Genomic DNA, 22,357 nt, shown 5'->3' with positions numbered 1-22,357 from the left:
CACTTCGCCCGGAGTTTAAATCTTGCGCAGAACGTAAACACGCCACATTGCATAAAACGGGATGAAGTCCGACTTGCTGTCGATGACGAATCCGGCCTGTTTGAACTCGGCTTCTGCGACGGCTCGAGGAATAACAAACCTGTTCTGGTATTCGCTATGTTCGCCTATGGCTTTGCGCCGCTCTTCGTGACGCTTACGCTTCCATGACTTGAAGTTGCCATCTACCCACATCGACAAGATGACGGTGTCTCGCGTCACCCGATGAAACTCTCGCAGCATCGCCATTCGATGCGCAGACTCACCGATATGATGGATCAACCGCATGCTGAAAATACAGTCAACCGAACTACCAGGCAGATCAATGGCAAACGCTGAGGTCTCAAGCGATTTGACGCGTTTGACTGTATCGGCAGGTTGATTCTCAAGTGCGGTGTTAATCATGTCCGGCGAATTATCTGCGCCAATGATGATTCGATTAGGGTTTTCTGCAAGCAAAGGCCAGAACCGCCCCGCACCGCATGGAAGGTCAAGAACCAGCCCGGGGTCTCCCGCCTTGTGTAACGCATCTCGCGCCATCTGAACGTCCCGATAATGGGAAAGTTTGCGCGACAGACCGTCCTGGTGCTTTAGGTAGTATTGCTTTGCGTGATCTTTATCGTACTTTTCGGAAAATTTAAGTTTGACAGGGGCGCTCATTGGCGGTCTCCATTGGCCAGGATTTTATGCTAATCATCCGCCTGTCGCTGAAAGGTCAACGTGATGTGAATTTTCTGTAGAGCGATAACTGAAGACCGCCATACCCGCTATCTGGCCAGTCTGTTGGTAGTAACTAAGCTCAGAGGTGTAGTGGACTTATCCTGCTTGTCACTGTCGATTTTTAACGTAGCACTGGACCAGTTGCATGCCGGCAATCGGCAAACCAACTCCTGTAATACACAGGCTCCAGATCAGACCTTCGATACCAAAAGCAATCAATGCCCCACCATTCCGTAGCCATGCATACCCTGCCTCCTTTCTGGAATTGAGCTTTTTTATCCTGACCGTCTCAGCATAGGCAACCTGGCTACAAAACAGCCCGTCGCCCAACGAGCGCGCGAAACGTTTATTCTATTCATTCGTGTGGCGCCGTCAAAACGCGGCAAAATACAAAACAGAGGCGATCGCTCTTGTAGCGAGTACACAGCAATAGATGGAACGTTTGCCCTTCCTCCCTGATCATCAGAGTGCGGTTAACTTGACTCGAAGCCTAAAGGCGATGCAATGAACATATTGATCATTGAGGATAATCGCGACATTCACGACAACCTCATGGATTTTTTCGCGCTAAAGGGCCACGCAGTCGAGGGTGCACTTGATGGGCTGAGCGGGCTTCATCTAGCCGCCTCTAAAAGCTTCGACGCGATTGTTCTGGATGTCATGCTTCCTGGCATCGACGGCAACAGGATTTGCCAAAGCTTGCGTCAGAATTCCAAATCCGACGTTGCCATTGTCATGTTGAGTGCCCGAGACCAACTGGAAGATCGATTGACCGGTTTCAAGGTCGGCGCTGATGACTACGTCACCAAGCCTTTTGCCATGTCTGAAATTCTTGCCCGGATCGAAGCCGTGGTGTCGCGTCGTGTTGGAAAAATGAACCGGGTGATGGTTGTAGCCGACCTGCAGTTTGATTTGGACACCATGGAAGTCTCTCGCTCCGGGGTCCCTATCAAGATGAATCCCATCTGTATGACACTGTTGGAAACCCTCATGCGTAGAAGTCCGCATGTCGTCAAACGGACCGAACTTGAAGATCTTGTCTGGGGGCGCAACCCTACCAGCAGCGACAGCCTTCGCAGCAACATCCACATGTTGCGAAGGGCATTGGACAAAACCTTCGATGAACCACTGCTGCATACGGTACACGGGATCGGGTACAGGCTTTGCGCCCTGGGTAGCTCACCCTTATAGCTCCCTCCCGCCTCTGTCGCCACGCGTCGAACGCCGTGTAAATACACTGATCACATTTAACGGGCGCTACTTGATTGTTTCCCACTGCGCGGCATTCAACGACCCAATGATTCTTGGTTTCTGCTTTCCATCCACCTGGACGAATACGGCTTCTGTGTAAGCGCTGGAACGAGATCCCGCGCGCACGCCCATCTGGCGTTCGAAATGATCGATGCAACCGCTGTGGGTGATCAGGATCAAATTTTCGTTGTCGCTTTTATGGGCTAACACGGCACCTTTGAACCCGTCATCGCACTCGCTCACCCAATCCTGAGTCGTCACCGGCCCGCCTGATAAAAGATCGGCAGTCTGACGCGTGCGAGTCAACGGACTGGCGATCATCCGGGCTTTTTCGAGACCCAGTCCGCGCAAGCCCGCACCGACCGCCAACGCAGCATTGCTGCCATCGACGGTAATGCCTTCGGCGTCGCCCAGGCACGGGTTCGCTGACCGATCACATCGCTCGGCGTGCCTGATCATGACGACGACGGAACCTTGCCGCCATTGCTCTTCAAGCCCTGACTTGATCATGTTGTCGCCCTCGCCCAGATCCATTACGGGCGTCGCCGTCGAAAACCATACGACGACCGCGCCGAGCAGAAAAGTAATGAGCGTCATTGCGATTTTTTTGCCATGCGAGCGCAACGTGCGCGGGACGAATCTCGACATTAACGAGTCATTGATCAGGGTGTGGGGCATACCATCGAACCTGCTGTATAGGACGCTAGTGCCAGCCAGGGTTGTCCCTTAGAACTTCACCGCGCCATTTACACCAAGATAAATATGGCGCTGTGCTGGAGCGGTGAAAGCGATGTGAAAAATCAGTAAAACCGAGGGCACCGACCACATCGGTTATGTTTGCGGTCCCTCAGGCTCAGCTAAGTTTCGTTCCGTACCTTCTCCCCTGCGCACATTCCGCGCTGCTCAGGAGAGGCTACCCGCCTATGAAATCCGCAATAGCCGGCTGGCTCAATAAAGTGCCCGAAGTGACGCTGTCATTCTGGGTGATCAAGATTTTGTCCACGACCGTGGGTGAAACAGGCGCAGACTTTCTGGCTGTCGATGCTGGCTTCGGCGCAGGCCCGACCAGTATCGGTATGGCGGTTTTACTGGCAATCGCGATGTTCTGGCAAATGCGCACCAAAGCCTACACGCCATGGATCTATTGGCTGACGGTGGTACTGGTGAGCATCGTCGGGACGCAAATCACCGACATTCTGACCGACATGCTGGACGTCAGCCTGTACACCAGCACAGCGGTTTTTTCCGTACTGCTGGCGATCAACTTCGTGGTCTGGTACCGGGTGGAACACAACGTGTCGATCAGGGAAATTGTCACGCCGCGACGGGAATTGTTCTATTGGGCCACTGTGCTCTGCACCTTTGCCCTGGGTACCGCCGCCGGTGACCTGGCCACCGAAGCCCTCGGCCTGGGGTTCACTCTTGGTGCCGTGATCTTCGGTGCACTGATCGCTGCCACCGTGGTGGCCTGGCGCATGGGCTGCAACATGGTGCTGACGTTCTGGATCGCCTACATCCTGACCCGTCCATTCGGTGCCTCTCTCGGCGACCTGCTGACCCAGGCCAAAACCTACGGGGGCCTCGGAATGGGTGCCACCTGGACCAGTGCCATCTTCCTGTGCGTCATTGTCATTCTGGTTGCGGTCGCGCAAATCAGCGTAGGCAATCGCAAAACCGTTACTCAATAAACGCCCGAAAGCCATTCAAGGAATCGTCATGCACCAGATTCAAAAAATCATTCGCCACGTCGCCATTGTCTCGTCGATTTTTCTGCTCAGCATCGCCGCCGGTTGCTCGAAACCTGCCGACAAGCCCAATCCCGGCGCTACGTCAGGTTCGGTAGGCACACAATCCCAATCGGGCTCAAAACTGGGAGACCTGTCCGAGTTCCGCACCATTGCCGCCGACGTCTCCGTCCTCGTCGATAAAAATGACTTGCCGGGTGCCAAAGCCAGGATCAAGGATCTCGAGTCCGTGTGGGATTCAGCCGAAGCAGGCATCAAACCTCGCGCCGCAAGCGACTGGCATGTGGTGGACAAGGCGATCGACCACGCACTCGATGCCTTGCGCGCGAGTAATCCGCAACAGAACGACTGCAAGGCAAAAATGGATGAACTGATGAAAGCCTTCGATTCGATGAAAAGCAAAGCATGAGTCCACTGCAGCACTGACTCCGCAGCGGACAAACGCTTGCACAGGTGCTTCAATACAAGCGCGACGGTCATGCCCGTCGCGTTTTTTTCGGGAGCGAGAAATGCGGATATTGCTGGTCGAAGACGACCCGATGATCGGTGATGCCATCCAGGGCGCCCTGAACGATGCGAGTTATGCCACTGACTGGGTCAAAAACGGTCTCACCGCGCTTGCAACGCTGGACACCCAACATTATGACTTGGTGCTACTGGACCTCGGGTTGCCCGGCAAGGATGGGCTGGATGTACTCGACAGCATTCGCGGGCGCAACAACCCGGTGCCACTGCTGATCATCACCGCACGGGACGGACTTGGTGATCGCCTGCGAGGCCTCGATGGCGGCGCTGATGACTACCTGCTCAAACCCTTCGACATGGCGGAACTCCTGGCCCGTATACGCGCGGTGTTACGTCGCAAAGGTGGCAGCGCCCTGTCCTTGCTGGATAACGGCGAGGTAACGCTGGACCTGATTTCCAAAGAAGCCAGTACCGCAGAAAATCGCGCCGTCCAGCTGTCCAGTCGCGAGTTCGCGCTGTTGCAGGCGCTGTTGATTCGGCCGGGCGCCATTCTCTCGCGCAGTGAGCTCGAAGACCGCATCTACGGCTGGGGCAATGAAGTGGAAAGCAACGCGGTGGAGTTCCTGATTCACGCCCTGCGGCGCAAGCTGGGTAGCCATGTCATCAAGAACGTCAGAGGTATGGGATGGATGGTTTCAAAAAGCGCTTGAAGGACTCGATTCAATTACGCCTCTCTGTGACGCTATCGCTGGCCATCCTGATCGTTGCCTTAGTGGCCGGTGTTTTTGCGTTCGTCTCGGCGTTCGACGAGGCCCACGAAATGCAGGACGACACCTTGCGTCAAGTGGCGGCCTTGTTTGATCGGCAGCAGATGACCCTGCACTACCCTGCTGCGCAGGACGTCGAAGATGACAACGAAGAATCCAGGGTCATCGTGCAATACCTGGCCGACGGCAGCAAAGCCATCGGCAACGATGACGCCCTGATGCCACTGCCCTTCCCCACAACACTCGCCGATGGCCTGTCGACCTTGAATGTCACCGGCGAAGACTTTCGTGTGTTGGTCAGAACCACGGCCCGCGGTGAACGCATCGTGGTGGCTCAAGAAACCGGTGTCCGCAACAAGGAGGCCCGCGAGAGCGCCTGGCGAAGTTTGCTGCCGTTTCTCATTCTGTTTCCGGTGTTGTTGCTGGTGGTGGGCGATCTGGTGCGCAAACTGTTCCGCCCCATTGCCGTCCTTTCGGCTGACATCGATCAACGTGATGAACAGGCCCTGCACCCTGTCGACGAGCGCGATTTGCCGACCGAGATCCGGCCTTTCGTCGTCGCCATCAATCGCTTGCTCGCGCGCGTTGCGCAGTCCATGGAAAACCAGCGCCGCTTCGTTGCCGATGCGGCCCACGAACTGCGTTCGCCCATGACGGCCCTGTCCCTGCAAGCCGAGCGGCTGGCCGCCACGGACATGCCGACACCGGCTCGCCAGCGCCTGTTGCCGTTATCCCGGGGAATAGAACGCAGCAGAAATCTGATCGATCAACTGCTGACACTTGCTGCCGCGCAATCGAGTTCGAACCGACCGCCGACAGCCGTTTCTGTCCATGATGTGTATCGACGTGTACTGGAGGATTTATTGCCGCTGGCGGAACGCAAACATATTGATATTGGTGTCGAGAGTACCGAGGACGTGCAGGTCATCATCAATGAAATGGACCTGCTGACTCTGGTCAAGAATCTGGTGGATAACGCGATCCGCTACACCCCCGATGGAGGACGGATCGACCTGTTGGTTGAGCGGGTGCAAGAGACTGCAATCCTGCAGGTCAGGGACTCGGGCCCAGGTATCACCGTCGAGGAGCAGGCGCGGGTGTTCGATCCGTTTTACCGCAGCCTGGGAACCGATGAAGCCGGCTCCGGGCTGGGCCTTTCTATCGTCAAGACAATTGCCGATCGCGCCGGAGTGCATGTCCGATTGGGTTTCTCGGACGAGACGAAAAAGAGCGGTTTATGTGTGTCGCTGGTGTTGAAACGGGCAAGCGCTGCGGCCATCGGGCAGGGCTGATTTTCAATCGCTCGACTCAACAGGCTAGTGAAATAATCACGACTTCTTTTTGACGTTTTTTTACCAAACTGCCTCGTAGAGTGGCTTTTCCAGCCATACAGGTAGCTGTCAATGAACCCCTCAGATCCTTCCGAGTTGGACGACGAAATCCTCACTCAGGCCGCCCATTGGTGTATGCGTTTGCAGGATGACACCTGTTTGGTTGAAGAACGTCTCGACTTCCAGACGTGGATTCAGAGCGATCCTCGCCACGCGTTCGAGTACGCCAAAATGCTTGAAATCTGGGACCTCAGCGGCGCGTTACCGGACAATCAAAGCACAGCAAACAAACTGCTGACCGCCCCTTCGACGCCCCATAATGGCGTCCACAAGATGTAACGTGAAGAAGGAAACCGGTGAAGCCGGACGCGAGGAATGTGCTTCCCCGCGCCCCTGGGTTTACATGTCGTAACGCAGAACCAGGCCCACCGTGCGCGGTGCGCCGACATCGATGCTGACTTCACCCAGCCCGCGCCGAGCCGGGAGAACCCTAAACCCGATCCTGTGTTTCACCCCGATACCTTCACGGTTCTGACGTTCAAATCGCGCTGACCTTGAGAGCCCGCTCAATGTGCAGCCGATGGCAGGATTGCTTGAATGTCAAACGCCCGCCCAGGGCCAGGTTATCGAATAGCCGGGAACTCATCGACGCTGTCAGGCCAGGCAGATAGAACCTCAAAGCCATCGTCAGTGACCGCCACCATGTGCTCCCACTGGGCCGAAAGGGAGTGGTCCTTGGTGACAACGGTCCAGCCGTCCGCCAGAGTTTTCACATGACGCTTACCCGCGTTCAGCATGGGCTCAATGGTGAAAATCATGCCCGCTTTCAACTGCAATCCGTGGCCGGGGTAGCCGTAATGGAGGATCTGCGGCTCATCGTGATAGACCTTGCCAATGCCGTGACCGCAGTATTCGCGCACAACACTGAACCCATCCCTTTCGGCGACCGACTGAATGGCATAACCGATATCGCCCAGCGTGGCGCCGGGGCGAACGACTCGAATACCGGCGCACAGCGCTTCATAGGTGGTCTTGACCAAATGCCGAGCCTGCGGACTGGGTTCACCCACGTAATACATTCGACTGGTGTCGCCATACCAACCGTCCTTTTTGACAGCGACGTCGATATTCACAATGTCGCCATCCTTCAGGACAGTGGCCGAAGGCAGGCCATGGCAGACCACCTCATTGACGGACGTCAGCACGGTTTTCGGGTAGCCGAGATACCCGATATTCCCTGCAATGGCCTTTTGCACATTGACGATGTAGTCGTGACAGCGCCGATCGAGCTCGTCGGTGGTGACACCCGCTTTCACATAAGGCGCAATCATGGCCAGCACCTCGGCAGCCAGCGTTGCAGCGGCACGTGAGCTGGCGATGTCTGCCGGGGTATTGATGCGCACGTTCGCCCTCATTTCCTGGCTCCGATGGCTGCTTGAACCTGTGGGCTTTGCGAACCCTCTGCAAGGGCGCAGAGCTGTTTCAAATCAAGACCGCCTTGCAGTTCTGCACGAATCAGCATGCGGCAAATGTCGCTGTGATCCAGGTTGGGGTGCAACTCGGCAAGCATTCCGATACGCATCCAGTGCTCGGCCTGAGCGTTGATCGAACGACTCAACGCATCGCTGGCGACGCGCAGATGCTCATGCATGTCTTCAGAAATTTTGACGATTCCCATGTATCACACCATATGAAATGCATATGGATCGTATATTAATGGGTTCGAGCGTGAAATCAAATTTGCATTGTCGGATTGGGGTGGATCAAAAGCGTCACGACGGGTTGAATCCACAGCCAGGAGCCGCGGCGTGGAAAGCATCAATGGCGGCACGATTCGGCGCTTCGAAGCTGATGGTGACACCGTTACCCATGCTGGCCGGGGCACCGTTCGCCGGCTTCAGAACGAAGAAAGAACATGAGAGGGTTTGGCTGTCAGCGAACACAAGGTGATGCTGCAACGAAGGCCACACAAAGGGCGTCCCTGCCCTATAAAAAACTAGAGCGTCGCGTCGATTTTTTTTGCAGCCGCTTCACTGACCCAGGTGTGCCAGATTTCCGGGTGTTCCTTGAAGAAAATCCTGGCGAGCTTGGGAGAATCAATGTGTTCCTTGGTCATCCGGGCCAAGTTCTGGTTCAACAGGTCGATTGGCAGATTGACCTTTTCCAGCACGCCCACCAGTTCTGGCGCTTGCTCATGAAAAACGCTGGAGAGCCCTACTTTGATGCTGATTTTTTTGTCGACGCCCGGCTTCTCTTCCAGCTTGACCAGGTCGACCTGCCCCATTAGCGGCGTCGGTGACCAGTAGTAAAACAGTATCGGCTCGCCACGCTTGTAGCTCGACAGGACTGCGGCATCCAGAGCCGGGCCGGTACCTGGGCGGAAGTTGGTGTAGCTCCCTTCGAGGCCGTAACTTTTAAGCATGTCGCTGTTTTCCAGTTCGCAGGTCCAACCGGCCGGGCAATTGTAAAAGCGGCCCTTGCCCGGCTCTTCCTGGTCCTTGAAGAGTCCGGCGTACTGGGTCAGATCAGCGATTTTTTTCAGGTCTGGCGCCTTGGGTTTGAGGTTGCGTTTAGTGTCGCCTTCGACCACATAACGCGGTACGTACCAGCCTTCGGTTGCGCCAATGATCGGTGCGCCGACACCTACGACCTTCCCGGTGTCCGCAGCCTTGTTCCAGACTTCACTTCGACCGACCCATTCTTCCGCCAATACTTGAATGTCGTTGCTGCCCAACGCGCTCTCCATGGTGATGGAATTGCCAGGCAGCGTATCGACAGCACAGCCGTAGCCGTCCTTGAGCAGAACCTGCAACACATCGGTGAGCAACATGCCGCTTTCCCAATTGAGCCCGGCGAACTTCACCGGTTTACCCGACTCGCACCAACCGGCAGCCTGGCTCGTTGCACTACCGGCCAACAGGCCAAGGGAAATCAGTGTGGCGGTAAGGTTTTTTTTGATTTTCACAATCGCACGCTCCAACACAGTGAACAGGGTTATGGCAGTGCAAGCGTTCGCCACATCAGTGGCGAACAATTGTCATCAACGTGAAACTCAAGCTCCTTGATGTATCGTCGGGAACCAATCTTCGCGCAGTCTCTGACCGGTCTGCATCGCATGCCCTGGATACGGTGGAGAGGTCCGTCCTGGACGCTCGAAGTAACGTATGTCGTCGCCGAGCCAGCGAAGCGACAACACACGTCGGCGCTGCGCCGACGCATTGCCTCTGGCGCCATGTACCGTCCGGAAATCGAACAGCACCGCATCGCCAGGTTGCATCTCCCACTCAAGGACTTGCATGCCCTCTTCCGAATCCGGATCGGGGGCATCGCGGTACCCGTCGGCGTCCCTGTAAAAATCACTTTGATCAGCCCAGTGGACGGGTTTTATCCCTTTCTCCCAACGATGTGAGCCTGCAAGAAGCCGCAGCGTCGACTCGCGAACCGGGTCCACGGGTATCCAGAAACTGACGTTCTGGTTGCCCTCGACAAAGTAGTACGGAATGTCTTGATGCCAGGGTGTGGCTTTTTGCGCACCCGGTTCCTTGACCAGCACATGATCATGGAAGAACTGTGCCGATTTCGAACGCATGACGGCGGCAGCGACGGAGGCGGCAGGTGACTGCTCCACCATTGCGCGAAACTCTGGAATCCGCTGCCAGTTGCAATAGTCATCGAAAAAGCCGCCCGGCTTGTCATCCTTCTCGACGTATCGGCTGGCGTAAACGCCCGGCTCGGCCAGGTTGCGCTCAATACCGGCGGCAATGGTCTCGATCCAGTCACTGAAAATGCCGCGCAGGCAAACCGCCCCATCGCGTTGAAAGGCCTCGATATCTTTTTCACTGATGGTGTATGAGCTTTGTGTCATGACCTGAAACTCCCTCAAGCAAGAAATAAGGTGGGCGCAGGACAAATATTTCATGACGTTCAACTAAGATAAAATAATATGTATTGATTTATCACCGAAGAAAACCTTATGAAGTTCAGCCTGCGACAACTCCGCTACGCACTCGCTGCGGCCAAACACAGCAACCTCACGCTGGCGGCCGAGGAGTTGCACGTTTCCCAACCCTCGATCTCCACGGCCATTACCGAGTTGGAACAGCTTTTCGGCCAGCCGCTGTTTGTTCGCCAACGCGGGCTCGGCGTGTCCCTGACGCCCTTCGGCCGCACGGTGATGGCTCAGGCAAAACGCGTCTTGGCCGAGGCCAGGACCTTTTCGGACATCGGCACTGATAGCAATGACTTTTCCGGTGAGCTGGTGCTCGGTTGCTACGAAGACCTGGCGCCTTATTGCCTGCCACAGATCCTCAGACGCCTGCAGCAGGACCACCCTCAGGTCACGGTCGATATGCGCGAAGGAGGGTTCGAATATCTCGGCAAGCGTCTCGCCGAAGGCACTCTGGAGTTGGCGTTGACGTACGACCTGGGATTGCCGGCAAACATGGAATGCATCGAGCTGCACCAGCTGACGGCTCATGCCCTGTTGGCGGCTGATCATCCGTTGGCAACCGAGACCCATGTCAGTCTGCAAGCACTCAGTGAATGCAATCTGGTGGTGACTGACCAAATCCACAGCTGGCAGCATGTGCTGGACCTGTTCAACTTCCATGGGCTCTCGCCCGACAGGGTCCAGCGCACACACAGCTTCGAGTTTCAGCGCAGCCTCGTTGCCAATGGATTTGGCGTGGCGCTGACCTACACCAGACCCTTCGGTGACCATAGCTACGATGGCCAGCCGCTGGTCTGTCGTCCCATACGCGAAGAGCTGCCCGCACAGCGCATCGTATTGGCTTATGACCAGCGCTACCCGTTAACGCCACCCGCCGAAGCGTTCAAAAAGCAAGCGGTGACCTGGTTCAAGGAACGGCTGCCGTTTGCCACCCATTGAACAGTGCGCAGGATCCATCCACGCAGTGCCGCTCGTGCAGATGAAAACCCGACGGGCCATCGGTTCAATGCCTCGTCTTGCGCTCCAGCAAACGCACACCGAGCGACAGCGGATAACACAGCGCAAAATAGATCGCGCCGACGAGCATGTAGATCTCCAGGGGCATGAAGTACACCGAGCTCAAATCCTGAGCCCGCAACATCAAATCCGGCGCCGCGATCAACGAGGCCACCGAGGTGTCTTTCAACAGCGAGATCGCCACGTTACCAATTGGCGCCAGCACGATGCGAATGGCCTGGGGCAACACGACCCAGCGCAACACCTTGAGATGAGGCATGCCAATTGCCTTCGCCGCTTCCACCTGCCCCTTGGGCACGGCCTCGAGGCCCGAGCGATAAATCTCCGACAGGTAGGCAGCGGCGTTCAGTCCCAAGCCGATCATGGCGGCTTGAAACGAGCTGAACTGCACGCCGACTTCGGTCAGGCTGAAGTAGACGATGAACAGTTGCACCAGCGCCGGTGTACCGCGAAAGACCTCGATGTAGACCAGCGCGGCGCGGCGCAATGGTCGGTTACGTGAAAGCCTGGCCAACGCCACCAACAGCCCGACAATCAAACCGATGACCAGTGCGCCAAACGCTAACTGGAGCGTCGCCCAGGCCGCCGCCAGCAATTCGACATGGGTTGCTTCCCACAACTCGCCATAGCCCATATCAATGCTCCTTCACGACTTTGAGTCGCCGTTCTGTGCGCGCCGCCCAGTGGGACAGCACCAGGCTCAAGACCAGGTAGATGATCGCCAACAGGAAGTAGATGAGGTTGGTCTGATAGGTTTCGCTGACCAGCATCCGCGCCTTGAACGTCAGCTCCGGCACCGCCGCTGCCGAGGCAAGGGAGGTGTCCTTGAGCAGGCCGATGGCGAAGTTGGCCATCCCCGGAATCGCCACCTTGAACGCCTGGGGCAGCACGATAATGCGCATCGCCAACGACCGGGTCATACCGATCGAAAACGCTGCTTCGCTTTGCCCCCGATCAATGGTGCGGATGCTCGAACGGAACACTTCCGACAGGATCGCGGCACCGTTCAGGCCAAAACCGATGATCGCCGCACCGATCGCCGGCAGCGTGATACCGATATAGGTCAGCCCGAAGTACAGAATGAACAACTGGGTCAAAATCGGTATGTTGCGAAACACCTCCAGGTACACGCTGGCAATCAGGCTCAGTACCCGGCTGCGCGAGAGCCGCATCAACGCCAGGCAAAACCCCAGCAACATCGCCACGACAAACGCGGCGGCCGTCAGGCCGACCGTCGTCAGAGCACCGATACCCAGCACATTCAAAAAGTACGGCAGCATCTCGATGGCTTTGTGCAGTGCAGTCGAATCGAACATCGATCAGTGCTCCTGCACGGCGCGGATGAAGGAGCGGGTGCGTTCGATCTGGCTCTCGCGAAAAATCTGTCGTGGCGGCCCCTGTTCAACGATGTTGCCGTCGGCCATGAAGATCACTTGATCGGAGACGCTTTCGGCGAAATGCATTTCATGGGTCACGATGATCATCGTCATGCCCTCCTCTGCCAGCTTGCGCATGACGGTCAACACTTCACCCACCAACTCCGGGTCCAGCGCTGATGTGGCCTCGTCGAACAGCATCAGCTTGGGTTGCATCGCCAGCGCCCGGGCGATGGCGATGCGTTGCTGTTGCCCGCCCGAGAGCTGTTCCGGGTAAACGTCGCGCTTGGCAAACATGCCCACCTTATTCAGCAGGTCTTCGGCCAGTTCCACCGCTTCGGCGCGGTTGCGTTGCTGCACCTTGAGCGGGCCGAGGATGATGTTCTCCAGCACCGAGAGATGCGGGAACAGGTTGAAGCGCTGGAACACCATGCCGATCTCGGTGCGCATCCGCGCCAGCTCCTTGTCGCTCATGGGCACTTTGCGGGTGCCCACCAGGCGCTGGCCGATCAGTTCGTTATCGATGTAAATATCGCCTTTGGTCGGCTCTTCGAGGTAATTGACGCAACGCAACAAGGTGGTCTTGCCCGAGCCGCTGGGGCCGATGAGCGAGATCTTCTGGCCTTGCTGTACGTTGAGGTCGATGCCTTTAAGCACGTCCAGGCTACCGAAGGACTTGTAGAGCCCTTCGATCCGCACCAGTGGAGTTGATTCAGCCATGTGCAATGTCCGTAAGTGGATGACGCAAACTGTGATCGCGACGTCGACTCAGGCGAAGGCCTGACTGAAATCTCGCGGCGGGTGCTCGAACGGCCCGATAAGGTTGCCCTTTTCGTCGCGGTCCACGCCGATGCGCGGGTCCTTGGCGGGAGGCACGAGGTAGTCGGAGTTCTTGATCCCGTACTTGGCGAGGATCGGCTTGATCTGATCGGTGCTTTTGAGCCAGCGCAGGCCCTGGTTTATGCCATCGAACAAGTCCTGGTTCTGCGGATGAACACCCCAGATCGCCTCGAACTTGGCGGTCAGGCTGGGGAATTTTTCATCGTAGGACATAGGGATTTGTTTGAGCTTGAGGCTTGGGTCCTGAAGGATCATGTAGTCAATGGTCGGGGCATCCAGCACGGCAAAATCCAGTCGCCCGGCGCGCACGTCACGCAGACAGGAGTCGGTGTTGTCGTAGAGTTTGACCTCCTTCACGCCTTCGATTTTCTTCATGTCCGGAATGGTGAAATAGCCGGTAATCGCGCCGATGGTGCGGCCCTTCACGTCGTTGACGGTGATCGAGGTGGTGAACGGCTCACTGTCGCGCATGATCACGTAGGCACCGGTGTAGAACACCGGGTCGGTCAGCAGCAGGATCTTCGAACGCATCGGGTTCCAGGCGAAGTTGCCGCCGAACCAGTCGGCCCGTCCCGACCTTACCGCTTCGACCACCGCCGGGAAGCCCATAGTCAGCACGTCGAGCTTGAGTTCGAGGCGATCGGCAATGATCTTCAGCAATTCCAGATCGGTGCCGACCGGTACGCCTTCGCGCAGCGCACCCAAGGGCATATCACCCAGGCAAGCGGCTGTCAGGTAGCCGGGGCGCACAGTCTTGATCGGTTGCCCGGCGGCGAATGACATCGGGATCGGGCCTACGACGCTGCTCAGCAGCGCAGCCAGCGAACCGTAACCCGTGGCTTTAAGCAGCCCGCGCCGGGAGAAACCCTGGGAGTCGAATTTGAAGTCGGACATAGATCACCTATTGGGCAAATTATTGTTTTGGACGGTTTCAAGCCAAACAACTCAACCGCCATCCGTGGCTGGATTTCCCTATGATTTATGACCGTGTCGGCAACCCCGCCAGCAAGTCGATGGCATTGATGTGGGGCTTGCCGACTGACTGCCGACGACGCTTGAGTAGCAGGTAAGCCGCCGATACCACGCCCAGACTTACAAGGCTGGCAAGGAACTGTGTGCGCAAGGATTCCTGAAAGGCCATGGCGACCAAAACACCCGCAATCACCGCTACAACAGCATAGGACAGCCAAGGAAACAGCCACATCTTGAGGGTCAGCCGGGCCGGTGCCGTGGCTTGCACCTGACGCCGAACCTGGATCTGCGCCAGCGCTACCGCGAGATACACGAACAGCATCACCGCGCCGGACGCATTGACCAGGAACAGGAACACGCCTTCGGGGGAAATGATCGCCGCCATGATCGCGATGTAGCCGATCACACTGCTCAGCAGCACCGCGGCCCTGGGCACTTTGCGCCCGGTCAGGGTCGACAGCCTGGCCGGTGCATCACCGCGCTGACTGAGGCCGAACAGAATCCGCGACGACACGTACAACCCGGAATTCAGCGCCGAGAGCACGGCCACCAGCACCACCGCTTGCATGATCATGGCCGCGCCGGGAATGTGCAGGACCTCCAGCGCCGCCACGAACGGCGAGTGCCCGGCCACGATCTGCCCCCAGGGCACCACGCAGACAATCAGGAAAATCGAGCCGACATAAAAGGTGATGACCCGGAAGATCACCGAACGGGTCATGTTCGCCACGTTCTTCGACGGGTCATCGGATTCGGCGGCGGCGATGGTCGCGATCTCGGCACCGCCCACCGCGAAGATCACCGTCGGCACCCCGGCCAGAATCGCGCTCACGCCGTAAGGCATGAAGCCGCGGTCGTTCACCAGGTTGCCCAGCAGCGCACTGGTGCTTGGCGCAAAGCCGAAGAGGTAGGCACCGACCACAAAGATGAAGACGATGATCGCGAAGACCTTCAATGACGCAAACCAGTACTCGAATTCGCCATAGGACTTCACGGACAGACAATTGATGGCGGTCATCACGGCCAACAGCGTCAGACCGATCATCCAGGCCGGCAACGGTATCCATTGCTGGAGAATGTTGGCGCCGACCACGGCTTCCACGGCGACCACGATCACCCAGAAGTACCAGTACAACCAGCCGCTGGTGAAGCCGACCCAATTGCCCAGGCCGATGCGCGCGTATTCGGTAAAGGAGCCGACACCGGGCAGGGCCACGGCCATTTCGCCGAGCATGCGCATGACCAGCATTACTACGATGCCTGCGGCGAGATAACTGAGGAACGAGGCCGGGCCGATGGCCTGAATCGTCGCGCTGCTGCCGACAAACAGGCCCGCGCCAATGATCCCGCCCAGGGAAATCATCGTGATATGACGTTGGCGCAACGCCCCGCTGAGTTGTTGCTGACCGGGCTTTGTATTGGTTGGCTGGGCGTTGTTCATCGGATGACCTCCGCTGCGTTGTCTGGGGCCGATCGACCGGATAATTTCATCGAAGACTTTGCGCGAGGGGGACAACACACCGGATACTCTGTGCCGCCCGCTGCCAGGCTGAAAAGTCGGTGGTGCCGGGGCGTGCCTGGCTGGAACGTTTTGATAGTCATGTGCGTACCTGTGGGGCTGAGCGTGGCAGCCATTTTCTTATTGTGTTGCATGACAAGCATTACAACTCACACACTAATCACGATTTTTTAGCTTGTCAATGGGCCTTGTATCGGATAAAAAGCAATACAAATTTGCTTATTGTCTTGCTACAAGCATGACAAGCAGGGATAAAGCACCATGAGTCAATTCGAACAATTGCTGGACGAGCTCAAAGCCAGTGCCGCTTTGCAGCGCGACAAGGCAGAAACCCTTTACGCCCAATTGGCCGACTCACTGGCTGAAGCGATCGGCAACGGCAAGCTCAAGCCGGGCGAGCGCCTGCCGCCGCACCGCGAGTTCGCCAGCGCACTGGGGGTGAACATCACCACGGTGACCAGAGCCATGGCGGTGTTGCAGCAAAAAGGCCTGGTAGAAAGCCGCCCGGGTCGCGGCACGCAAGTCGCCCAGCCTCGGCATCCGGCCGCGCAGTTCCAGTCGGCGCCGAGCAATGATCCGGGCACCGTGGACCTGAGCGTCAACCGCCCGGCCACCGATGGGTTCAATCGGGTACTGGCACAACTGCTGCCACGGCTGTCCAGTGATCCGCGCTTTGGCGACATGAAGGACTATCACCCGTCCGAAGGTCCGCTTTGGGCCCGGGAAGCCGCTGCGCAATGGTTGCGCCATACCGGCGTAGAGGCCCAGGCCAGTCAGATGCTGATTGTCGAAGGCGCGCAACATGGCATCGCCAATACCCTGCGCAGCCTGACCAACAGCGGCGACACCGTGTTGGCCGACAGCGTGACCTATCAAGGCATTAACGCCCTGTGCCGCTCTCTGGGTCTGATTCTGGTCGGGGTTGATGCTGATGCGCGCGGCATGTCCCCTGAAGCGTTGCGCCTGGCCTGCGCCGAACATCAGCCACGGTTGCTGTTTCTGGTGCCGTCGATCCATAACCCCACCGCCATTACCCTCGACGCCGAGCGCCGCGAAGAACTGGCGGCAGTGATTCGCGAAACCAACCTGCTGGTGATCGAGGACGATGTGTACCGACCGCTGCTGGATCAATCACCGCCCTCCTTCGCATCCCTGATGCCGGAACGGACGATTTACATCTCGGCCCTGTCCAAATGCATCGCGCCGGGGCTGCGCATGGGGTTTGTCATGGCGCCCCAACCGTTGGTGCAAGACATCGCCGCCATGCAACGCATCGACTGCTGGAGCACTTCGCCGCTGACTGCGCTGATCGCCACCCGGTTGATCGAGGACGGGCATGCCGAGCAACTGGTGTCCGAACAACGCGAAGAACTGCGGATCCGCCAGGCGCTGCTGGCCACGCATCTTGAAGGCCTGGAATTCCAGCACAGCGCCACCGGCACTCACGCCTGGCTGGTGTTGCCAGAACCGTGGACCGGTTCGCGCTTTGCCCGATTGTGCCAGGACCGCGGTGTCGTGCTGCTGGCCGGCGGCGCCTTCACCTTGCGCCCGGAACTGTCACCGCAAGCGGTGCGCATCAACATCTCGGCTGCTCTGTCACGGGAGCAGCTGGTCAAGGCCTTGGGCATCATCAGCCAACTGGCGCGCCAGGGTCATCTCTATATGCACAACCGGATCTGAGGTCATGACACAGCCAGTTCATTGCGAAATTGCCGTTATCGGCGCCGGTGTTGTCGGGGTGGCAACTGCACTCTGGCTGCGTCGCCAGGGTTACCAAGTGCTGTTGCTGGAGCGCGAGGCGATTGCCGCCGGTGCGTCCTACGGCAATGCCGGCACCCTGGCGCCCTACGGCGTGATGCCGATCGCCCAGCCTTCACTGTTGAAGGCGATTCCGTCGCTGCTGTTTTCGCCGGACTCGCCTTTTGTCATCAACTGGGCCCGCTTGCCCCGGCTGATGCCCTGGCTGTTGCGGTTTCTCAATGAATGTCGCGCTTCGCGCTGCGAAGCCAACACCCTGGCGCTGACAAAAATATTGCAACACACCTACAGCGGTTATGCGCCCTTGCTGGCTGATTGCCCCCAGGCCAATCAGCATCTGCGCCACAACGGCTGCATCTATGCCTACGGCACCGAGCAGGGTTTCGCCGGCGCCCAGGCCGCCATCGAACTGCGCCGCGCCCTGAACATCCCGCAACAAGTGTTGAACGCTACCGATATCGAACAGCTGGAACCGGCCCTGGCGGGTAAAGCGGTCGCCGGGATTCTGTTTCCCGAGTCGTCGCACATGGATGACCCGCGAGCCTTCATTGAAGCGCTGGCGGCACCGCTGGTGGCTGAAGGGGCGCTGCATCAAGCAACGATCACCGGTCTGCAAAGGCACAGCGACGGTCTGCACCTGCTCAGCGCCGAAGGCCTGACCTACCGCGCCGACCGGGTGGTGCTGTGCGGGGGGGCTTGGTCGGCGGCGTTGGCGCGTCAGGTCGGCGATCACATTCCGCTGGATACCGAGCGCGGTTATCACCTCGAATTCGACCTGCAAGACACCTTGCTCAATCGCCCTTGCTGCCCGGTGGAAAGCGCGTTCTACATGACGCCCATGGCCGGTCGCCTGAGGGTGGCGGGTACGGTGGAGCTTGGCTCGATCAACGACCCGGCCAACCCCAAACGCTTTGATTATCTGGAGCGCCATGTACGCCGTGTCATGGGCTTGACCGAACCGGTGGCGCGCAAATGGCTCGGCTTCCGCCCGTCCCTGCCCGACTCGTTGCCAGTGATCGGCCCATCGCCAAACGAACCGCGACTGATCTATGCCTTCGGCCATCAACACCTGGGCCTGACCCTCGCCGGGGCGACCGGCCAGTTGGTCGCGGATTGCATCGCCGGCAAGGCCCCGGGCTGGCTCGACAGTTTTTCCGTGCAACGTTTCTGAGCCACGTCATTCCACAGGAGAGCAATTGATGCCAACCATCGAACGCAAACAGACCAACCAACGCATGAGCCAGATCGTCATCCACGGCGACACGGTGTACCTGGCCGGTCAAGTGGGTGAGGCCCACCACAACGTCGCCGACCAAACCCGCGATGCCCTTTCACGGGTCGATGCCTTGCTCAAAGAAGCCGGCTCTACGCGGCAACACGTGCTGCAAACAACCATCTGGCTCGCCGACATGGCGGACTTCGAGGCGATGAACGCCGTATGGGATGCCTGGATACCGGCGGGCCATGCTCCGGCACGTGCTTGCGGCGAGGCGAAACTCGCTGATCCGCGGTTGTTGGTTGAAGTGATTGTCTGCGCGGCGAAGGAGTGAATTTTTACGGTTCTCTCAAGCGCATCAATGGCTACTAGAGCCGCATAGCTGCCGCTAGTGACGGGCAGCAACCCCATGCCGCCGCTCACTGGTTCAGGAACTCGATGACAGCAGCGGCGAACAGTTCTGATTGATCAAGCATGACGAAGTGAAAACTGCCGTCAATGCGTCGCAAGCTGATGTTTGGGGTCGAGACATAGGCGTTCCGGTACATTGCATCAACGTTGGAAGCATCTATGCCGTAAAGCGGGTCGTAGGCATAGACAACCTCGACCGGCACCTTAATGCGTTCAAGCTCAGGCCGCAGGTCAGTAACCATCAGTTCATACATGGCATCGGCCACGGTCTTTCGGTCCGAGCTTATCCCCGCTGCGGCCAAACCTGGCCTGAACGCTTCAGTTTTGACGAGACGGGCGATGGATGCATGCTGCATCGCTTCGGCCTGCTCAGGTGTTGCCGCTAACATCGCATCGCGCATCGCAGCAGCATGCGGGGTGGCCGTTTCACTGGTAGCCGAGGGGGCGATCAGCAACGTATAAAAAGGCAGAGCATCGACAATCATCAGGGGGCCAACCTGGTCGGGATGACGAGCACCAAGCATCAGTGCCACCTCACCACCCAACGAATGACCGATGATGACCGGCGCCTCGATGCGCTGGCTGCGGATATATTCAGCAATCGCCTCGGCTGCAGGCGCTGCTACTTTCCCTTCTGGATCGGATGCGGCAGGCGAGCCGGCAAAGCCAGCTACCTGTACGAGATGGAGACGGTGAGTCTGTCGCAATCTGGAGGCCAAATCAGCCCATACTTCGTAGGACGATGCCAATCCTGGAATCAATATAATGTCTGTTCCCTTGCCTTCGACCAGCACAGAGATACGCCCCTGTTCGACCGTCACTGGCGACAGGGACTCAGACAGGGCTGGCGATGCCGACATCGGGGACAAAGTGGCGCCGATCACGCCGACGAGTAAGCTTAAGGGGTTCATAGCCATTCCTTTGACCGAAAAAATGTTGCCACTATATAGCGATAACGGCACACGAAGGCGCGAGAAAACTATCCCCCCGCCTGCAATCCGTAGCGTCAGCTTCGGGTCGATGGCTGTCCCTGGTGACAGGCAGAAAACGGCATACCCGGCATTTGTTCCCTAGCTCGATAGCAGGCGTTTTCGGTCCATGTACCGTCACAACCACCGCGTGAACATATGCCGCTAGGGTCGGGACGCAGTGATCGGGGACAGGGGTACGCTCTGCGTGACTTTGGCCATCTGGGTGATTTCCACCTGCATCTTATCCTTGCCGAGCAGGTAGTCGGCCAGCTTCTGCGAAAACGGCCAGTAGTTCAGGTTGGCATTCAGGGTCAGCGGCCCGACGGCGTCGGCCGGCACCAGGAAGGAGAATTCCCGGATATCGTAGCCCTTGGGCAGAATGCGGTTGTCCGAGAGAATCTGCGTGGCATTCCAAACCTCGACGTCCAACAGATTTCCGTCCTTGTCGCCTATGTGCACTTTGAAATTTCGCGTGTCGTCCTCGGTCTTGCCGTCCTTGATCGAACCCAATCGATAGAGCTCGCGACCCGAGGCATCCTGCACCCGGAAATCGATCCACATCTCCCGTCCCTCCGGAAAGCCGGTCGGCAGCTTGTGCCCGGCGCCGACATTGGAAACTTTGACTGCGACCGAGGTGTATTGCCCGGGAATGATGGCTGCCGGCAGTTGCTCGAACTTTACTTCCGCCGCGCGCGCGAGCATGTTGCGCGCGCGTTGCGCGCCCTCTTCCTGGCCGAGATGCTGGAGCAGCATCGCGTTGGCTCCGCTGAACCAATGCGAGGCGACCTCCTCGCGGTCTGGCCCCATGATCGCGGCCTTGCCCGCAAAACCTGGCATATGGCAGCTCTGGCAGGTGACATCGTTAAGGCTGTAGGTGCTCTCCTGCCATTCGTCATAGGTGCGCTCGACCGCCACACTGCTGAACGGGTGCGTGACGTTGTGGCAGGTGCCGCAAAAGTCCGAGCGCGTGTGCAGAGCGGAATACACGGTGTCGTGATAAGGCGAAACGGCATCTTTACGCGGGCCGAACTTGGTGGGTTTACCGTGCGCTCGAGGGCTCAGAACATAGGCACCGTTATCGAGGCCCGTGCGCGCACTGATGTTGTGGCAGGTCTCGCAATCGACCCCAGGCATCGGATGATTCTTCGTGCTGTCTTCAATTGAAGAGCGGTTGACTTGCGAATTGATCTGCCCGGTCGTGAGACCGATCGGGGTATGGCAGCCGGTGCAGAAGTTATCGACCTTCCCCTCGGTGGCCGAACTCGCACGCTTGAGCAAAGCCCGATAGATGGGTTCATCCCAGGCTTGGGACATCATCGACGAGCGCCACTGCTTGTAGATCTCTGTATGGCAAGCGCCACAGACCTGGGCATTGTCGAAGTCTTTGACATTCAAAACCAGGTTGCCGGTGGTATTGGCCCGATGAGGAAAGAACGGCATCCCGCCAATCACATGCATGAGCCTGGAGCGTGCCGGCTCCAGCCACTTCTCATTACTTTGGTTGTCATTGCCCTGAGGTTCGTCGGCCGCCACCAGCGTGACCATCAGCAGGCAGGCTAGAAAGCACAACCGGTGCAGCGCTACCTGCACACACGTATTTCTGGAGTGGCCCATAAGCATTTCCCCTGGACGGTTGCAGAGGATGACTGCAGTACTTCTATTGAGTAGCCCCAGTATTGAGTAGTCAGAGGGACTTCGTGATGCAAACCGATGGTTACAGGCAATCACTCAATGGAGTACTGACAGTTCCACAGCATCCCGACCCTGCACCTTGCATGAACGGGACAAGCTCACTCAGCAATTGCCTTGCCAGCCCCGCAACAAAATATGTCGGATTACCTGGGAGACCAGCAAACATTGGTCAGTGCTTGAAATTTTGAGTTAATGGACACGCGAACTCTGCTGGGGAATCGCGCCCATTAGTGGGGAAGCTCACTCCGAAATCGGGGGGGGGGAACAAAAGCGCTTCAGCAGCGCTACAGGCCCAAGGCTTGCAGCCAGTGATCCCACATC

The 22,357-nt window shown here is 57.9% G+C and carries 23 protein-coding genes and 1 pseudogene; 10 read left to right on the top strand and 14 right to left on the bottom strand.

Features of this window, described 5'->3' with window-relative positions:
* Window positions 1-15 precede the first annotated feature (15 nt).
* Entirely contained in the window at window positions 16-696 is a 681-nt protein-coding gene (locus ACYZUC_RS02195) for a class I SAM-dependent methyltransferase (RefSeq protein ID WP_461993171.1), read from the bottom strand.
* A 564-nt stretch (window positions 697-1,260) separates the two neighbouring features.
* Here ACYZUC_RS02195 and ACYZUC_RS02190 point away from each other — a divergent pair.
* Window positions 1,261-1,947 carry a response regulator transcription factor gene (locus ACYZUC_RS02190; RefSeq protein ID WP_461993169.1) on the top strand — a complete coding sequence of 229 codons (687 nt, stop codon included), beginning with the start codon at window positions 1,261-1,263 and terminating at the stop codon, window positions 1,945-1,947.
* Window positions 1,948-2,013: 66 nt separating this feature from the next.
* Here ACYZUC_RS02190 and pmrG read toward each other — a convergent pair whose 3' ends face one another.
* Window positions 2,014-2,685 (bottom strand): lipopolysaccharide core heptose(II)-phosphate phosphatase PmrG, encoded by a 672-nt coding sequence (gene pmrG / locus ACYZUC_RS02185; RefSeq protein ID WP_461993167.1) that lies wholly within the window; start codon window positions 2,683-2,685, stop codon window positions 2,014-2,016.
* 245 nt (window positions 2,686-2,930) lie between these two features.
* On the opposite strand from pmrG, the gene ACYZUC_RS02180 reads away from it, so the two are divergent.
* From ACYZUC_RS02180 to ACYZUC_RS02160, 5 genes are all read left to right on the top strand, one after another.
* A complete protein-coding gene (locus tag ACYZUC_RS02180; protein WP_461993165.1) occupies window positions 2,931-3,695 on the top strand; it encodes a COG4705 family protein in 765 nt (254 codons plus the stop codon).
* A 28-nt stretch (window positions 3,696-3,723) separates the two neighbouring features.
* Window positions 3,724-4,161, top strand: a complete 438-nt coding sequence (locus ACYZUC_RS02175; RefSeq protein WP_461993163.1) for a hypothetical protein — start codon at window positions 3,724-3,726, stop codon at window positions 4,159-4,161.
* Window positions 4,162-4,261: 100 nt separating this feature from the next.
* Window positions 4,262-4,927 carry a response regulator gene (locus tag ACYZUC_RS02170; protein WP_461993160.1) on the top strand — a complete coding sequence of 222 codons (666 nt, stop codon included), beginning with the start codon at window positions 4,262-4,264 and terminating at the stop codon, window positions 4,925-4,927.
* Window positions 4,903-6,276 carry an ATP-binding protein gene (locus ACYZUC_RS02165; RefSeq protein ID WP_461993159.1) on the top strand — a complete coding sequence of 458 codons (1,374 nt, stop codon included), beginning with the start codon at window positions 4,903-4,905 and terminating at the stop codon, window positions 6,274-6,276. Before ACYZUC_RS02170 ends, ACYZUC_RS02165 begins: the two co-directional genes overlap by 25 nt.
* Window positions 6,277-6,387: 111 nt before the next feature.
* Window positions 6,388-6,654 (top strand): FecR/PupR family sigma factor regulator, encoded by a 267-nt coding sequence (locus tag ACYZUC_RS02160; RefSeq protein ID WP_461993157.1) that lies wholly within the window; start codon window positions 6,388-6,390, stop codon window positions 6,652-6,654.
* A gap of 284 nt (window positions 6,655-6,938) precedes the next feature.
* Here ACYZUC_RS02160 and map read toward each other — a convergent pair whose 3' ends face one another.
* The 5 genes and pseudogenes from map to ACYZUC_RS02135 all read right to left on the bottom strand — a co-directional run bounded on the left by map (window position 6,939) and on the right by ACYZUC_RS02135 (window position 10,180).
* Complete coding sequence (gene map, locus ACYZUC_RS02155; RefSeq protein WP_461993155.1) at window positions 6,939-7,730, bottom strand: type I methionyl aminopeptidase; 792 nt, start codon at window positions 7,728-7,730, stop codon at window positions 6,939-6,941.
* Window positions 7,727-7,993: a ParD-like family protein gene (locus tag ACYZUC_RS02150; protein WP_461993153.1), complete on the bottom strand. Its 267-nt coding sequence runs from the start codon at window positions 7,991-7,993 to the stop codon at window positions 7,727-7,729. Before ACYZUC_RS02150 ends, map begins: the two co-directional genes overlap by 4 nt.
* A 109-nt stretch (window positions 7,994-8,102) precedes the next feature.
* A pseudogene (locus ACYZUC_RS02145) lies at window positions 8,103-8,228 on the bottom strand (VOC family protein); the annotation flags it as partial.
* A gap of 83 nt (window positions 8,229-8,311) precedes the next feature.
* On the bottom strand, window positions 8,312-9,280 hold the full coding sequence (locus ACYZUC_RS02140; RefSeq protein ID WP_461993151.1) for an ABC transporter substrate-binding protein: 969 nt from the start codon (window positions 9,278-9,280) through the stop codon (window positions 8,312-8,314).
* An 87-nt stretch (window positions 9,281-9,367) separates the two neighbouring features.
* Complete coding sequence (locus tag ACYZUC_RS02135) at window positions 9,368-10,180, bottom strand: phytanoyl-CoA dioxygenase family protein (protein WP_461993149.1); 813 nt, start codon at window positions 10,178-10,180, stop codon at window positions 9,368-9,370.
* A gap of 108 nt (window positions 10,181-10,288) precedes the next feature.
* On the opposite strand from ACYZUC_RS02135, the gene ACYZUC_RS02130 reads away from it, so the two are divergent.
* Window positions 10,289-11,203, top strand: coding sequence for a LysR family transcriptional regulator (locus tag ACYZUC_RS02130; RefSeq protein WP_461993147.1), 915 nt, complete (start codon window positions 10,289-10,291; stop codon window positions 11,201-11,203).
* A 64-nt stretch (window positions 11,204-11,267) separates the two neighbouring features.
* On the opposite strand, the gene ACYZUC_RS02125 is transcribed toward ACYZUC_RS02130, so the two are convergent.
* The 5 genes from ACYZUC_RS02125 to ACYZUC_RS02105 form a co-directional block, all read right to left on the bottom strand.
* Window positions 11,268-11,915, bottom strand: coding sequence for an amino acid ABC transporter permease (locus ACYZUC_RS02125; protein WP_461993145.1), 648 nt, complete (start codon window positions 11,913-11,915; stop codon window positions 11,268-11,270).
* 1 nt (window position 11,916) lies between these two features.
* A complete protein-coding gene (locus ACYZUC_RS02120; RefSeq protein WP_226299554.1) occupies window positions 11,917-12,597 on the bottom strand; it encodes an amino acid ABC transporter permease in 681 nt (226 codons plus the stop codon).
* A gap of 3 nt (window positions 12,598-12,600) precedes the next feature.
* Window positions 12,601-13,377 (bottom strand): amino acid ABC transporter ATP-binding protein, encoded by a 777-nt coding sequence (locus ACYZUC_RS02115; protein ID WP_226299555.1) that lies wholly within the window; start codon window positions 13,375-13,377, stop codon window positions 12,601-12,603.
* Between the two features lie 48 nt (window positions 13,378-13,425).
* Window positions 13,426-14,391 (bottom strand): ABC transporter substrate-binding protein, encoded by a 966-nt coding sequence (locus ACYZUC_RS02110; protein WP_461993142.1) that lies wholly within the window; start codon window positions 14,389-14,391, stop codon window positions 13,426-13,428.
* A gap of 85 nt (window positions 14,392-14,476) precedes the next feature.
* Window positions 14,477-15,910: an amino acid permease gene (locus ACYZUC_RS02105; protein WP_461993140.1), complete on the bottom strand. Its 1,434-nt coding sequence runs from the start codon at window positions 15,908-15,910 to the stop codon at window positions 14,477-14,479.
* 339 nt (window positions 15,911-16,249) lie between these two features.
* Here ACYZUC_RS02105 and ACYZUC_RS02100 point away from each other — a divergent pair, with 339 nt between their 5' ends.
* Genes ACYZUC_RS02100 through ACYZUC_RS02090 form a run of 3 tightly spaced genes read left to right on the top strand, consistent with a single transcriptional unit; the run spans window position 16,250 to window position 19,296 of the window.
* Window positions 16,250-17,668, top strand: a complete 1,419-nt coding sequence (locus ACYZUC_RS02100; RefSeq protein WP_461993138.1) for an aminotransferase-like domain-containing protein — start codon at window positions 16,250-16,252, stop codon at window positions 17,666-17,668.
* Between the two features lie 4 nt (window positions 17,669-17,672).
* Entirely contained in the window at window positions 17,673-18,917 is a 1,245-nt protein-coding gene (locus tag ACYZUC_RS02095; RefSeq protein ID WP_461993136.1) for an NAD(P)/FAD-dependent oxidoreductase, read from the top strand.
* Window positions 18,918-18,945: 28 nt separating this feature from the next.
* On the top strand, window positions 18,946-19,296 hold the full coding sequence (locus tag ACYZUC_RS02090) for a RidA family protein (RefSeq protein WP_461993134.1): 351 nt from the start codon (window positions 18,946-18,948) through the stop codon (window positions 19,294-19,296).
* Between the two features lie 85 nt (window positions 19,297-19,381).
* On the opposite strand, the gene ACYZUC_RS02085 is transcribed toward ACYZUC_RS02090, so the two are convergent.
* Both ACYZUC_RS02085 and ACYZUC_RS02080 read right to left on the bottom strand, forming a co-directional pair.
* Complete coding sequence (locus ACYZUC_RS02085; protein WP_461993132.1) at window positions 19,382-20,284, bottom strand: alpha/beta fold hydrolase; 903 nt, start codon at window positions 20,282-20,284, stop codon at window positions 19,382-19,384.
* Window positions 20,285-20,506: 222 nt separating this feature from the next.
* Window positions 20,507-21,958: a multiheme c-type cytochrome gene (locus ACYZUC_RS02080; protein ID WP_461993130.1), complete on the bottom strand. Its 1,452-nt coding sequence runs from the start codon at window positions 21,956-21,958 to the stop codon at window positions 20,507-20,509.
* Window positions 21,959-22,357 lie beyond the last annotated feature (399 nt).

It is taken from the genome of Pseudomonas sp. GT1P32 (assembly GCF_054897805.1).
The sequence above is the reverse complement of the archived record's forward strand: the minus strand, read 5'-3'. Positions and strand labels throughout refer to the sequence as shown.

What these genes read in the sequence shown, in the direction of transcription:
- ACYZUC_RS02195 (WP_461993171.1), bottom strand. Translation starts at nt 696, where the DNA reads ATGAGCGCCCCTGTCAAACTTAAATTTTCCGAAAAGTACGATAAAGAT.
- ACYZUC_RS02190 (WP_461993169.1), top strand. Translation starts at nt 1,261, where the DNA reads ATGAACATATTGATCATTGAGGATAATCGCGACATTCACGACAACCTC.
- pmrG (WP_461993167.1), bottom strand. Translation starts at nt 2,685, where the DNA reads ATGCCCCACACCCTGATCAATGACTCGTTAATGTCGAGATTCGTCCCG.
- ACYZUC_RS02180 (WP_461993165.1), top strand. Translation starts at nt 2,931, where the DNA reads ATGAAATCCGCAATAGCCGGCTGGCTCAATAAAGTGCCCGAAGTGACG.
- ACYZUC_RS02175 (WP_461993163.1), top strand. Translation starts at nt 3,724, where the DNA reads ATGCACCAGATTCAAAAAATCATTCGCCACGTCGCCATTGTCTCGTCG.
- ACYZUC_RS02170 (WP_461993160.1), top strand. Translation starts at nt 4,262, where the DNA reads ATGCGGATATTGCTGGTCGAAGACGACCCGATGATCGGTGATGCCATC.
- ACYZUC_RS02165 (WP_461993159.1), top strand. Translation starts at nt 4,903, where the DNA reads ATGGATGGTTTCAAAAAGCGCTTGAAGGACTCGATTCAATTACGCCTC.
- ACYZUC_RS02160 (WP_461993157.1), top strand. Translation starts at nt 6,388, where the DNA reads ATGAACCCCTCAGATCCTTCCGAGTTGGACGACGAAATCCTCACTCAG.
- map (WP_461993155.1), bottom strand. Translation starts at nt 7,730, where the DNA reads ATGAGGGCGAACGTGCGCATCAATACCCCGGCAGACATCGCCAGCTCA.
- ACYZUC_RS02150 (WP_461993153.1), bottom strand. Translation starts at nt 7,993, where the DNA reads ATGGGAATCGTCAAAATTTCTGAAGACATGCATGAGCATCTGCGCGTC.
- ACYZUC_RS02135 (WP_461993149.1), bottom strand. Translation starts at nt 10,180, where the DNA reads ATGACACAAAGCTCATACACCATCAGTGAAAAAGATATCGAGGCCTTT.
- ACYZUC_RS02130 (WP_461993147.1), top strand. Translation starts at nt 10,289, where the DNA reads ATGAAGTTCAGCCTGCGACAACTCCGCTACGCACTCGCTGCGGCCAAA.
- ACYZUC_RS02125 (WP_461993145.1), bottom strand. Translation starts at nt 11,915, where the DNA reads ATGGGCTATGGCGAGTTGTGGGAAGCAACCCATGTCGAATTGCTGGCG.
- ACYZUC_RS02120 (WP_226299554.1), bottom strand. Translation starts at nt 12,597, where the DNA reads ATGTTCGATTCGACTGCACTGCACAAAGCCATCGAGATGCTGCCGTAC.
- ACYZUC_RS02115 (WP_226299555.1), bottom strand. Translation starts at nt 13,377, where the DNA reads ATGGCTGAATCAACTCCACTGGTGCGGATCGAAGGGCTCTACAAGTCC.
- ACYZUC_RS02110 (WP_461993142.1), bottom strand. Translation starts at nt 14,391, where the DNA reads ATGTCCGACTTCAAATTCGACTCCCAGGGTTTCTCCCGGCGCGGGCTG.
- ACYZUC_RS02105 (WP_461993140.1), bottom strand. Translation starts at nt 15,910, where the DNA reads ATGAACAACGCCCAGCCAACCAATACAAAGCCCGGTCAGCAACAACTC.
- ACYZUC_RS02100 (WP_461993138.1), top strand. Translation starts at nt 16,250, where the DNA reads ATGAGTCAATTCGAACAATTGCTGGACGAGCTCAAAGCCAGTGCCGCT.
- ACYZUC_RS02095 (WP_461993136.1), top strand. Translation starts at nt 17,673, where the DNA reads ATGACACAGCCAGTTCATTGCGAAATTGCCGTTATCGGCGCCGGTGTT.
- ACYZUC_RS02090 (WP_461993134.1), top strand. Translation starts at nt 18,946, where the DNA reads ATGCCAACCATCGAACGCAAACAGACCAACCAACGCATGAGCCAGATC.
- ACYZUC_RS02085 (WP_461993132.1), bottom strand. Translation starts at nt 20,284, where the DNA reads ATGAACCCCTTAAGCTTACTCGTCGGCGTGATCGGCGCCACTTTGTCC.
- ACYZUC_RS02080 (WP_461993130.1), bottom strand. Translation starts at nt 21,958, where the DNA reads ATGGGCCACTCCAGAAATACGTGTGTGCAGGTAGCGCTGCACCGGTTG.